The organism is Ruminobacter sp. RM87, from assembly GCF_000701925.1.
GTDB lineage: Bacteria > Pseudomonadota > Gammaproteobacteria > Enterobacterales > Succinivibrionaceae > Ruminobacter > Ruminobacter amylophilus.
Map to the genome: position 1 here is coordinate 1 of NZ_JNKD01000068.1, position 12,721 is coordinate 12,721.

12 protein-coding genes and 1 pseudogene are annotated in these 12,721 nt (G+C 45.2%); 3 read left to right on the forward strand and 10 right to left on the reverse strand.

All coding sequences use genetic code 11. The features are described from left to right. Window positions 1–333: pseudogene (locus T489_RS0110680) on the reverse strand (transposase); the annotation flags it as partial. 273 nt (window positions 334–606) lie between these two features. On the opposite strand from T489_RS0110680, the gene T489_RS0110685 reads away from it, so the two are divergent. The 3 genes from T489_RS0110685 (at window position 607) to sfsA (ending at window position 3,632) form a co-directional block, all read left to right on the forward strand. Then, window positions 607–2,358 carry an IS1634 family transposase gene (locus T489_RS0110685; protein WP_031580026.1) on the forward strand — a complete coding sequence of 584 codons (1,752 nt, stop codon included), beginning with the start codon at window positions 607–609 and terminating at the stop codon, window positions 2,356–2,358. Continuing rightward, window positions 2,327–2,539, forward strand: a complete 213-nt coding sequence (locus tag T489_RS0110690; protein WP_157608218.1) for a hypothetical protein — start codon at window positions 2,327–2,329, stop codon at window positions 2,537–2,539. Before T489_RS0110685 ends, T489_RS0110690 begins: the two co-directional genes overlap by 32 nt. Before the next feature lie 406 nt (window positions 2,540–2,945). Next, entirely contained in the window at window positions 2,946–3,632 is a 687-nt protein-coding gene (sfsA, locus tag T489_RS0110700) for a DNA/RNA nuclease SfsA (protein WP_031580028.1), read from the forward strand. An 86-nt stretch (window positions 3,633–3,718) separates the two neighbouring features. Here the strand turns inward: sfsA and T489_RS0110705 are convergent, their stop codons facing one another. The 9 genes from T489_RS0110705 to rsxA all read right to left on the reverse strand — a co-directional run bounded on the left by T489_RS0110705 (window position 3,719) and on the right by rsxA (window position 11,911). After that, window positions 3,719–4,498, reverse strand: coding sequence for a hypothetical protein (locus tag T489_RS0110705; RefSeq protein ID WP_031580029.1), 780 nt, complete (start codon window positions 4,496–4,498; stop codon window positions 3,719–3,721). Window positions 4,499–4,514: 16 nt separating this feature from the next. Further along, window positions 4,515–4,868: a histidine triad nucleotide-binding protein gene (locus T489_RS0110710; RefSeq protein ID WP_031580030.1), complete on the reverse strand. Its 354-nt coding sequence runs from the start codon at window positions 4,866–4,868 to the stop codon at window positions 4,515–4,517. A 203-nt stretch (window positions 4,869–5,071) separates the two neighbouring features. Continuing rightward, window positions 5,072–5,860: a TatD family hydrolase gene (locus tag T489_RS0110715; RefSeq protein ID WP_031580031.1), complete on the reverse strand. Its 789-nt coding sequence runs from the start codon at window positions 5,858–5,860 to the stop codon at window positions 5,072–5,074. 306 nt (window positions 5,861–6,166) lie between these two features. Further along, window positions 6,167–6,856 carry an electron transport complex subunit E gene (locus tag T489_RS0110720; RefSeq protein WP_031580032.1) on the reverse strand — a complete coding sequence of 230 codons (690 nt, stop codon included), beginning with the start codon at window positions 6,854–6,856 and terminating at the stop codon, window positions 6,167–6,169. Beyond that, window positions 6,856–7,482, reverse strand: coding sequence for an RnfABCDGE type electron transport complex subunit G (locus T489_RS14430; RefSeq protein ID WP_051622037.1), 627 nt, complete (start codon window positions 7,480–7,482; stop codon window positions 6,856–6,858). Before T489_RS14430 ends, T489_RS0110720 begins: the two co-directional genes overlap by 1 nt. Then, on the reverse strand, window positions 7,475–8,605 hold the full coding sequence (locus T489_RS0110730; protein ID WP_051622039.1) for an RnfABCDGE type electron transport complex subunit D: 1,131 nt from the start codon (window positions 8,603–8,605) through the stop codon (window positions 7,475–7,477). Before T489_RS0110730 ends, T489_RS14430 begins: the two co-directional genes overlap by 8 nt. After that, entirely contained in the window at window positions 8,605–10,623 is a 2,019-nt protein-coding gene (gene rsxC / locus T489_RS0110735; protein WP_037319692.1) for an electron transport complex subunit RsxC, read from the reverse strand. The genes T489_RS0110730 and rsxC overlap by 1 nt, the downstream gene beginning before the upstream one ends. A gap of 1 nt (window position 10,624) precedes the next feature. Next, on the reverse strand, window positions 10,625–11,173 hold the full coding sequence (locus tag T489_RS0110740; RefSeq protein WP_031580036.1) for an RnfABCDGE type electron transport complex subunit B: 549 nt from the start codon (window positions 11,171–11,173) through the stop codon (window positions 10,625–10,627). A 159-nt stretch (window positions 11,174–11,332) separates the two neighbouring features. Next, window positions 11,333–11,911, reverse strand: coding sequence for an electron transport complex subunit RsxA (gene rsxA, locus T489_RS0110745; RefSeq protein WP_031580038.1), 579 nt, complete (start codon window positions 11,909–11,911; stop codon window positions 11,333–11,335). Between the last annotated feature and the right edge of the window lie 810 nt (window positions 11,912–12,721).

The window sequence follows — 12,721 nt, forward strand, 5'->3', positions numbered from 1 at the left end:
CAGCGACATGATGGAATATACTTTTCCAGCATCATATACCGCGAGCAAATCATCTGTTATGTCGTCACATACAGATTTTGCCAAAGCTACAGAACCGTAGGATAGCATTTTAGGCTTTGCCTCTGTCGAAGCTTTGTTATCAACCGGAACAAACTTAAAATTAATGATATGTCCGACAACTTTCCCATTATGCGGCTGAGGATTTTTTCCCGGTACGTATTTAACCGCACTCCGCTCACGTACAGAATACCTTTTAGGACCATCTCTGCCAGAGTCTTCAACAATAGTATTAACCGGTCTTTTAACCTTTCTGATTTCTTCAGGAACCTTCATAAAAACACCTCTTGTATATAGTCCGTATTATATCATAAACGGACTAATAAAGACATAAAATAATGATAATTTTGCAAAAAAATCACTAACTTTTATGGTAAAACAGGAGTTAAAAAGGCAGATTTCTTAACTTTTCATAAAAGTTCTACTACTTCACAAAATCATAGCCAAAGTATCCTTATAAACATTGCAAATTCAACATGTTCAGTTCTTGCTGTCCAATAAAAATCATGATACAATTTAGTGTAACGGTTACACTAAAGGATAAAACCAATGTATTACGATTTTTCAGTGCCTGTTCCTAAGGAAAAAGGGAAGATTCTTTTCAAGAAAAAAGGTAATTCTTCATATGTCTTGTATGAATATGGACGCGAATATAAAAAAGATAAACAGTACGTGATCCCAAAGCGTTCTATTATTGGCAGATTGCTGTCTGATAATTCAGAACGAATGTTTCCCAACGAGAATTATCAGAAGTATTTTCCAAATGCCGTATTGCCGGAAGAACGTTCGGAAGCATATAGAAGCTGTTGTCTGCGTATCGGTTCTTATGTAGCGATACAGAAAATTCTGCAGGAATATGAATTACCTGCAATGTTGAAAAAAAGACTAGGTAAAGACAGTGGTCTCTTTCTTGATCTTGTATCATACATGATTGTTGATGAAGAGAATGCCGGTCAGTATTATCCGGATTATGCTTTCTGCCATCCATTGTTTTCCGAAGGAATGAGGATTTACAGTGATGTTAAGATCAGCAGACTGTTAAATTCCATTACAAGAGAACAGTCAATAGGATTTCTTGATGACTGGAATCACAGGCGTGACCATAAGCAGAAGATCTATGTTTCGTATGATTCGACAAATAAAAACTGTCAGGCCGGTGATGTTGATATAGTTGAGTTTGGTAAAGCAAAGGTCGACAAAGGTCTGCCTATATTTAACCTTGGTATTGCCTTTGATCAAACTAATCGTGTACCTCTTTTTTATGAAGAATACCCTGGATCAATTACGGATGTTTCACAGTTCAGATACATGGTGGACAAGGTCATTGAATACGGTTATAAAAAAATTGGTTTTATTCTTGATCGAGGATACTTCAGTAAAGAGAACATTCGGTACATGAATGATAATAACTATCCTTTTATCATCATGGTCAAGGGGTGTAAAGTTCTGGTTTCATCCATTGTAGAAGAAAATCTGCATACATTTGAGACCGACAGAGACTGTTCGATTCGTGCATATAAGGTGTATGGAAAAACAGTACCGGGAAGACTTTATGAAGATGATGTTCAAGACCGTTATTTTCACATTTACTTCAATCCGTCAAGACAGGCCGGTGAACGTGAGAAACTGGAGCAGATGCTCGACAAATACAAACTTATGTTTAAAAAACATGAAGGGATGGAAGCCTGTTTCGGTAAGCCCTGCGAGGAATTTTTCACATTGAAATATGACAGGAAACATCGTTTTCTTTACGCAGAGGAAAAGAAGGACATCATTAAAAGAGCTTTGAATTTATGCGGATACTTCTGCATAGTAACATCGGAAGAAATGACGGCAGAAGAAGCATTGATAAAGTATAAGGGTAGAGATATATCCGAAAAGCTCTTTAGAGCGGATAAGAGCTATATTGATTCGAAAAGCATGAGAGTTCATTCTTCCGAGGCTGTTTCAGCAAAGATATTTGTAGAATTTGTGGCACTGATAGTGAGAAACCGCCTCTACAATCTCTTGAAGGAAGCGATAATACGCATGGAATCCGATCCTAAATACATGACAGTTCCGGCAGCCCTGCGCGAACTTGAAAAGATTGAAATGGTACGAAGAAGCAAAGGACTGTACCGACTAGATCATGCCATCACCAAAAAGCAGAAAATAATCCTAAGCTCATTTGGCTTAGATGAAAATATCGTGCGTAGCAAAGCTGTGGAAATAGGAAGGCTGATTGCCGACAGCAATCCCCATGTTCAACAGATAGAAGAGGATAATGAAAATGGCGAGAATGAAATCGATCTCTACGATTGAAGCTGAAATCACCAAGATAAAGGATGAATTGTCAAAGCTTCAGATGAGGCAGGATAAGCTAACATCAAGATTAAATGAACTTCTGGAACAGAAACGAAATTATGAGGCCAAAGAAATCATGGATGCCTATCTTAGAAGCGGAAAGACTTATGAAGAATTAATGACCTTTTTACAGGTTTAAAAATATACGTAAAGGGAGCCGAAACTCCCTTTAGTGTAACTTTTATGAAAAGTTAAGAAGATTATTTCCAAAAACCAGGGAAACAGATTAATTTTTGACATGATTTGAAAAGAAACACCCTCAGAACAAGAAGGTTTCTATAGTCCTGAGGTTTGTGAAAGTTTTATTCAATAGCGTCATTGAGCAAAGTCTGTTATATACCGGAATACTTTTGCCCCTTCTTCAATATTTACATTCCCGACAATTCCGTGAAGAATCTGATTTTTTTCGGGATCTGTCATTGGAAGAAAAGTATAAGTTCTAATCTGTACTATAATTGAAACAGAAAGTAAGTACCGTGCGTTAGCCATAAGTACATATAGTATAGATTTCTACCATATGCCTGTATTATTTTTTATTAAATGCCATGAAATATAAAAATATTACTCCGGCCGTTTTTCTGGATCGGCCCAACCGTTTCATTGCTCATGTGGAGACTGCCGACGGGGTCGAAACCGTGCATGTCAAGAATACCGGAAGATGCCGGGAACTGCTTATAAAGGGCAGTGAGGTTTACCTGACGGCTCCGGGAACACCTGGCAGAAAGATGGTATATGATCTTGTTGCCGTGCGTAAGGGCAACGGGCTTCTCGTCAATATGGACAGTCAGGCACCCAACGTGGTTGTCAGGGAATGGCTTGATACCTTAGGCTTTGACAGAATTGTTCCTGAGCATTCATTTGGTGATTCACGCATGGATTTCTACATGGAATACGGCAGTTGCAGATTTCTGATGGAAGTTAAGGGATGCACTCTCGAAATAGCCGGAACAGGATATTTTCCTGATGCTCCGACGGAACGCGGAGTAAGGCATCTTATGGAACTTGTAAGGGCAGTCGGGGAAGGATATACGGCTGTTCTTACATTCGTGATTCAGATGGACGGAATCAGGGAGGTGCGTCCTAATGTCAGCATGCATCCGGAATTCGGAGAGGCTCTTGAAAAGGCCTTAAAAGCCGGGGTTCAGGTAGTGTTTCTGGAGTGTCACGTTGAACCTGACAGTCTTACGTTTAAACATGTGGCCCGGGAGATAACTGCTGGATGGTTTAAATGATGTATGATTCAGGATGGTACTGATAAAGATTAAGGGAGGTTCCTGTTGTTTCGGAAACCTCCCTTATATTTCTGATTAAGCTTCTCCTATTGGAGGGAACTGCTCTTCTGCCATACTGTAGATCCCGACTTGATGTCGGTGATCTTCAGAATCAGATTGATCTTGTTGCCGTTCTTGATGGCGGCTCCGGAAACAATGTAGTCCACGTTCTGGGACTTGGCCACTCTCACGAGATATGCGTAAGAGGTTCCGGAAGCAGCCTTGAGAATACGCTGACTTACGTCGTTGCCGATAAGGGTAAATCTTCCTGAGGCGGCAAGATTATGCTTCACGATACTGCTGTATGATGAGGCTCCCTTGCAGACGCCTTTGCCTACCGTTATGCCGGTAACCATGACGAGGTTGGGCTGACGCGGCTGGAAAGAGTATCCGGCAGCTTCGGAAAGTTCAGAAAAACCGGCCTTGATATTGTTATCATTGCCGATACAGGTATTGCGGACAACAGGGGGTTTTGAGCTTACGGTCGGCTTTTCGTCAATGGTGGCCGGAGTTTCTTCTTCAGCATCGGCCGCTTCGACGATCTTCTCTTCCTGAACAGGTTCACTCTGCTTTTCAACGATTACTGCCGAGCCGTTATCTTTAGCCTGCTGTTTTCCGGTTCTGTTATTCTTCTTCTGTTTCTTTTTGCTGTTCTTTGCAGTGTTTTTATTCGTGGCTGTCTTTGCCTGTACTGCAGGTTCTTCTGCCACAACCCTGGTTTCCTGCTTTTTATCCTGATGAAAAAGATCAGTAAGGATGTTACAGCCGGAAAGCACGGAAACGGATAAAAACAGTAATGATACTTTTGCCCAAATCTTAACAGACATAAAACAGGTATACTCCTTAGAAACCAGCTCCTACGATACGAAGTTTTTCACCGCCGAGAAGGTGCAGGTGCAGGTGAGGAACTTCCTGACCGCCGTCCTTGCCGCAGTTTATAACCAGACGGTATCCGTTTTCAGCAAAGCCCATTTCCTTGGCAATTCTCTTTGCGGTTAAAACCATTTTGCCGATTAATGCGGCATCGCCGTCTTCAAGTTCGTTAACTGAAGGAATTACTCTGTTAGGAACAATAAGAAGGTGAACCTTCGCCTTCGGAGCAATATCAGCAAAAACGGTGATGTCGTCATCCTGATAACGGATGTCTGACGGAATTTCGTGTCTGATTATCTTTGAAAAAATAGTTTCATCTGCCATGTGTGACTCCTTAAATTCTTATGTGTTCGTACCATGAATGATACCACGTAATTATAACATTCTGTACAAATGTTTTATACAGTTATCACACTGTTTTTAACGGGGAAAAAATGTCATTATGCTCTGAAAATGCTTTCGCGACGGGAGTTTTCGGGCATATCCTCTAAAGACCTGCACCGCGAAAGCAGGGGACGGTTTCAGCTTCAGGAGAGACTTACCTTAAAGCATGATGAAAAGTTTCTGGAAGTGATTTCACACAGGGTTTCGTACGGAATGTTCTTGATTTCCGCCACTGCTCTTGCGGTGTGTGCCACAAATGCAGGTTCATTAGGTTTGCCTCTTTTTGGAACCGGGGCTAGATAAGGAGAATCTGTCTCCACCAGCATCATGTCCGCAGGTACGTATCTGCAGGCTTCTCTCACGTTTTCACCGTTTTTGAAGGTTACGATGCCTGAGAATGAAATATAGAATCCGAGATCCAGTGCCTTTCTGGCCTCATCCTTTCCTTCGCAGAAGCAGTGCATTACACCGCCGCAGTCTCTTGCTCCCTCGGCCTTCATGATGTCCATGCACTCGAGTGCCGAACCGCGGGTATGAATGATTAGAGGCTTGTCCGTTTCCACAGCCAGATGAATCTGTCTGACAAAGCTTGGAATCTGCAGGTCGCGGGTTTCCGGAGTGCAGACGTAATCAAGTCCGGTTTCGCCGACGGCAATGACTCTGTCAAGCGCGAGAAACTTTCTCAGATCGTCGTCTTTCCAGTCCCTGTTTCCTTCGTTGATGTTTTCAGGGTGGATGGCGCAGGCACACCACACTTCGTTGAAATCCTTAACCATTTCATACATGTTCGGAAAACTTTCGAGATCAACTCCGGGACAGAGAAAATGGGTAACACCGGCTTCATGAGCCCTGGCTATGACATCGGCAACGTCCTTATGAACGTTCTGATAATCTAAACTGTCGAGATGACAGTGGGAATCTACTAAAAACATAATTAAACAACAGTACCAAATTTATAAAATTGCATGCTTTCCGGCAAAATATCCGCCATTATACTTAAACTCGCGTAAAAATTCCGAAAATATTCATGAATGATGATGTCAGCTTTCCGTCATCAGCCGTAATGACCTGATTTTTACGGAGTCTTAAGCTTTTTGAGGGATTGTTCCGGATGTTACGCCGCACCGGTGTCATAACTTCAGAATCATAATGAATCGGGGTCTTTCATTCAGGACGTGAGAATTTATATGAAAAACGGGACAGCATGCTGTCCCGTTTCTGACCAATACAGGTGTCCGTTATTCTGTAACGATGGTGGATTCGCTGTCGCGTTTCTTGCTTGAGTTCTTGATGTAGAGTCGGTTATCAAGATAGTTCTTTGCAGCCACCAGAAGTCCCAGGGTAATGAATGCCCCCGGAGGCAGAATGGCTATCAGCAGACCGTCATCGGCACTGAAGAGGTTTATCTGCAGATTTCTGCCTGACTCGCCGATAAGCTGATCCATGCCGGAGAACAGGGTGCCCTTGCCGATGATTTCTCTGACTCCGCCGATAAAGAGAAGTACGGCGGTAAAGCCGAGACCGTTGGCGAAACCGTCAAGAGCAGAGTAGAATACGCTGTTTCTTGAGGCGAAGATTTCCGCTCTGGCGATGATGATACAGTTGGTTACGATGAGGGATATATAGAGTCCCAGCGCTTCGTAGAGTTCGGCGGTATAGGCCTGCATGCAGAGCTGTACGCAGGTTACTACAGAGGCGATGATTATCACGTAGATGATAATGCGCACTTCAGCCTTAAGCAGTCTTCTTACTGCTGAAATCAGCAGGTTGGAAACCGTAAGCACGGCAATGGTGGCAATGCCGAGCCCGAGAGCGTTGGCCGCGGTTGAGGTTACGGCCAGAAGCGGACAGAGACCCAGAAGCTGAACCAGTCCCGGATTCTTGTTCCAGAGTCCGTCCTTGAAAATTTCAGAAATCTTATCAAACATTATTTTTCTGCCTCACATTTCTTAAGGGAACCGAGATCCAGTGTGCCGATGCGTTCGAGCATGGCTCTGGTGGAACGTACCACGGCTCTCGGAGTTACGGTTGCACCGGTGAAGTAATCGAAATCGCCGCCGTCCTTCTTCACGTCGAATCTGCGGTTGGAAAGACCGGTTCCGGTGAAGCTGTCCAGATAGTTTCCGGTACGTCTTAAAATCTTGTCACCGAGTCCCGGAGTTTCATTGAATTCAACCACGTCGACGTAGTTGATGATGCCGTCTGCACCGACACCTGCAACCATTGAGAACGGAGTACTGTAACCGCCGGTCACATCATAGTAAACCACGTATGCGGTAACCTGCTCCTTTGATCTGGCCACATACACTTTTTTTTCTGCTGAACCAAAGCCGTCGGCAAGATAGCATTCGGCACTGGGATTGTTGTCAAACTTAACTCCGTTGAGCAGATGTCTGAAGGCACTGTTCTGCTTTTCAATATCTGCCTGACGGATGCTGTCAGCGGTAAAGTCCTTCACCGCAAACACGATGCCGAGGCAGCACATGGTGATGAGTGAGAGCAGGAGTCCCACGTACAGAGAGGAGTCTCTGAAGCCGTTTGTCTTGTTAGTCATTGATATTCTCCGGAGTGAAGCCCTGACCGAATTCACGTCGTCTGGTCATAACTGAAATCAGCGGGGCGCAGGCGTTGCCCAGCAGTACGCTGAAGGCTACCGCATCAGGGTATCCGCCAAGGTTACGGATAATTACGAAAAGCACTGCTATGACACAGCCGAAAATCCATGCGGCAGACGGCTTGGAAACTGCCGTTACCGGGTCGGTCATGATATAGAAGGCTCCAAGCAGTGTTGCTCCGTAGAACAGGTGATACCAGGGAGCCAGATAAAGTTCCGGAGCTGCCAGATAGAATGCGGTGGTCAGAACCGCTGAAGTTCCGAGGAATGCCAGCGGAATTCTGAAATCAATGATGTCCTTGATGAGAAGAACGGCACCGCCCAAGAGGAAGCATACGCCGATTACCACTCTGGCAAAAAGGGTATAGAAGGAAAGATCAGGGGCGTTTTCCGCAACAAAACCCTGTACGTTCTTTTCCGGCTGTTCGTGTTTGGCGTCAACCAGGAAGGTTGAACCGGTGTATCCGTCGGCTATTCTGAACTGTTCCTTTTCCGGAAATCTGTCGAGGTAATCAAGCTTTGAGATCTGTCTGTTTATATCAAGTTCACTGGCTGATCTGTCCACGTTGAATATGATGGATGCCGCGCGTGACGGACTGATTATCCTGTAGGCATCAGGCATTGCGTTTACATAGGTGGTCATTGGCAGCGGGGCGCTTATGAGCAGGAACACGAATCCAGCCATGGCCGGATTGAAGATGTTCTGTCCCAGACCGCCGAATATCTGCTTTACAACCACGATGGCAAAAACGGAACCGATTACCGAAAGATACCATGGCAGAAGAGGCGGGAGAGTAAATCCCAGAAGCACGGCCGTAACCAGAGCTGATGAATCTCTCCAGATGAGATTTATTTTTTTCTTTCTCAGCTTAAGGCATATCATTTCCGAAAGAACGCAGCTTACTGTAGTGATAAGCATGGTAATGATGATGCCGAAACCATAAAAATACACACTGGCGGCAAGCGCCGGAATCAGGGTAAGAATCAGTGTTCTCATTACCTTTCCGGTGGTGGAAATACTGAGATCGTGCGGAGCACTCTCCTGAATCAGATTACTGCTCATTACTGTTCTCCTTTATTTTTATCTGCTGAAGTCTCTTTTGCCTGTCCGGCTCCGGCGGCTTCTTCCTTTGCCTTTGCTCTGGCAGCCTTGATGGCGGCTGCCTTTTCGAGGGCTATTCTTTTTCTTTCTTCAAGGTCGGCGCTCTTTGAAGCATTTTCGGCTGCAGGTTCAGCCGGAGTCTGAGAAGCAGGAGCCTTTGTCCCGGTGCCTGCAGTTTCAGCCTGTGCGGCTTCAGCTTTGGCCTTTGCTCTGGCAGCCTTGATGGCGGCGGCCTTTTCGAGTGCTATTCTTTTTCTTTCTTCAAGGTCGGCGCTCTTTGAAGCATTCTCAGCTGCAGGTTCAGCCGGAGTCTGAGAAGCAGGAGCCTTTACCCCGGTGCCTGCAGTTTCAGCCTGTGCGGCTTCAGCTTTGGCCTTTGCTCTGGCAGCCTTGATGGCGGCGGCCTTTTCAAGAGCGGCTTTCTTTCTTGCTTCAAGTTCGGCATCGGCACCTGCAGCTGCCGGTTTTTCGGAAGCTCCGGCTGAAGCCTGCTGGTTCTTGATCTTGGCTAGAGCCGCAGCCTTGCGTTCAGCTCTCAGTCTTTCTTCCTCTGCAAGTTTCTGCTGTTTCAGGGTATATCTTTCCTTGGCAGCCTTTATCTTGTCTTTTTTCAGCTTTTCAATCTTAATCTGAGCCTTTTCCTGGCGGAATTCGGCTATCAGACGGATGGCGCTAGGGCAGACGAATGAACAGCATCCGCATTCGATACAGCTTTTAAGCCCGCATTTAAGTGCGGATTCATGTTCGTTTGCCACGCAGAATGCGTATAGTTCATACGGAATAAGACGTGACGGACAGGCTCTGGCGCATCGGCCGCAGCGGATACAGTTTACCTGCGGCTTGGTACGTTCGATTTCATGCTGAGCCGGTGCAATAATACAGTTGGATGTTTTGATGACAGGAACGTCCGCATTATGAATGGTAAAGCCCATCATCGGTCCGCCCACGATAATTCTGGGAGTTGACGGAGCGTGATATCTGAAATGGGTAAGAAGTTCCCTGATGCTGTATCCTAACGGAATTTCCACGTTGGTCTGTTTTTCCAGCGCGGTACCTGTCACGGTTACGATGCGGTGAGTCAGAGGCTTGCCCCGAAGCACGGCATCGGCTACCGCATACACGGTGCTTACGTTGTGTACCACAATGCCGTAGGCTGTTGAGCGGGCATTATAGGGAATCTCGATACCGGTGATTACGGTAATGAGATTTCTGGCTGCTCCTGAAGGATACTTCACCGGAATTTCCGTAACTCTGGTGTTTTCCACTCCTGATGTCTGAATGGCTTCGCTGAGCTTTCTGATTGCCTCCGGCTTGTTGTTTTCAACGGCAATCACCGTATACACCGGATTAAGGATATACTGAAGCACTCTGATGCCTTCAATGATTCTGTCAGCTCTTTCCTGCATCAGTCTGTCATCACAGGTGATGTAAGGTTCACATTCGGCACCGTTGATAATCAGTACCTGACAGTTTTCAGCCTTCGCGGAGCTTCTAAGCTTCACGTCGGTCGGGAATCCCGCACCGCCGAGACCTGCAATACCCATTCTGTTGATATGGGTAAGCAGCACCTCTCTGTCAACCGAGGTGTAGTCAGGGTATGAATCATGACTGAAAGGAGCGTTCTTCTGCTGTTCTTCAGGCGTGTCGCATTTTAATCTGATGCATGGTTCCTTGAATCCGCTCGGATGAGGAACACCGGCAGGAGCCACGGCTTCCACGGTTCCGGAAACTGGTGCATGGATAGGCACCTGCATCGGACTTGAAGGAGATGTCAGAGGTTCATCTGCCAGAACATGCTGTCCCGGTTTCACCAGAATGTCGGCGGGGGCGCCGCTGTGCTGTTTCAGCGGCAGAACCAGGTATTCCGGATCCGGAATATGTTCAATCGGTTTGTCTGCGGTGATTTTGTTTTCAGGAGGGTATATACCGCCTTTGAAACTGAATAATACCCCGTTTTTGATTTTATCCCATCTGGACATCTTATCTGCTCTCCTCTGAATTTTCGATCACCCAGTCCCATGTATCTGTGGTTGGATCAGGGGTTACCATGGCGATGCACTTCTTCGGGCAGGCATCGATACATTTGCTGCAGCTCATGCAGTAGGAAGGAATGACATGGTATGGATGCTTGAGCTGTCCTTCAATGGCGTCATACGGGCAGGTCCTGGCGCATTTGCCGCAACCGATACAGTTTTCCGCGCTGATGCAGGCAATTCGTTCCTCTTCCTTCATACCGTAGGTTGAGGTAACGGGAATGTGCATGATCTCCGCGATCTTTCTGATAACCGCGTCTCCTCCCGGAGTACAGAGGTTGATGGGGGCCTTGCCGGCGGCAACGGCGGCTGCGTATTCGGAACAGCCTACGTATCCGCACTGACCGCACTGTACCTGAGGCAGGTTGCTGTTTATCAGATCAGCCGTAGGGTCTTTTGATTCGACTCTGAACTTTTTGCTGGCGACACTGAGCAGAAAACCCAGACAGAATACGCCGGCAGTCAGAATCAGTATAACCGTAAATTGCTCTAACATGATGCTTTTACCAATATCTTCCTTTATGTGTTTGTTTTAGTTTTTTATGCTTTTCTCATCTGCGAAATTATTGCGGTCCGACACCGTATACCTTAATTTCAGTATATGCTGACACCTGTACATGACAGAGTCGCTAATGGAAAAAGGGACGGGAAAACGTTACTGACCGATGAGGTTTGTAAAGCCCATGAAAGCCATGGACAGCAGACCTGCGGTAATCAGAGCTATGGCGCTTCCTTTGAACGGACCCGGTACGTTGGCGTGTACCAGTCTTTCGCGCATGGCGGCGAAAATAATCAGCACCAGTGAAAAGCCTGCTCCGGCGCCCAGACTGAATACCAGAACCTCAAGGAAATTGTATTCCAGGCTTATATTTAGCAGAGCCAGACCGAGAACGATACAGTTGGTGGTGATGAGAGGGAGATAAATCCCCAGAAGCTTGAAGATTTCGGGGCTTATGTATCTGACCATCACTTCGGTGAACTGAACAACGCCTGCTATAACCACAATGTAGGAGATAAGTCTCAGCTCGGTGATATCAAGAGGTACCAGAACCAGCTTATCCATCAGATAGCATGCTGCGGAAGTCAGAACAAGTACGAAAGTGGTGGCAAGTCCCATGCCGGTAGCCGAGCTTAACTGCTTGGACACTCCGATGAACGGACAGATGCCGAGAAATCTGGTCAGCACGAAGTTGTTTACGATGGCTGCACTAATAAACAGTAAAAAATATGACATTTTATCTCTATTCCTAAAATTTCCGCTAATTCTATCACAAATGCCTGGTTTGAGTTTAACAATTTCCGGTCTGAAGCACCTGCGTAAACAGGTTCCGGACATTGTAATTCATAACTTTACACATCTTTTTACTGTTGAGGAAAAATCATGTGAAACAATATTTTTCAGAGCCGTATCCGTTATTTTTTTAATTCCTGTATGAATTATGATTTTCTGTGCCGAAAAGTTCTGTTCCACAGCGCATGCTCAGGAGAAAATGCGTTAAGAAATTTTAGATAAATAAAATATCCGTCACCGAACAGTCCTTTAAACTAAGGGATTCTGTATAATTCATATTATAACTAGTGATATACTAGGAAATAAAACAGTGAGATTATCGCACATATTTTGTGATTTTAAAATATTTTTTTATCATTCAGCTTTTACTGACATTTACGTGCCCGGGCACTAATGTAGGTGTGCTTATTGAAAGTATGACGGAATGAGACGAAGCCGATTGCAAGTTTTCAGCTGAAAGTGAGTGCTGACAGCTCCCGTATTACCGGTATCAGGTAAATCCGGTGGCTTTCAGATGACCGTGTTTATCGGATTTTTATGTAGCCTTTGTACTGAATATGTGCTAATTTGTGTCTGTCTGCCAATTTGCGTTTTTTTGATATCGATAAAAAAATGCATGTTGTTTTGGTTGTAAGATTAAATAACCTGACTTTCGAGTTTTTCGCCAAATCCTTGTGAGAACTTTTAAAATTACTAAAGAATTTGCCATCGTGATTCACTTTTAAAAATACCAGTTATTTGAATCGGTAATTC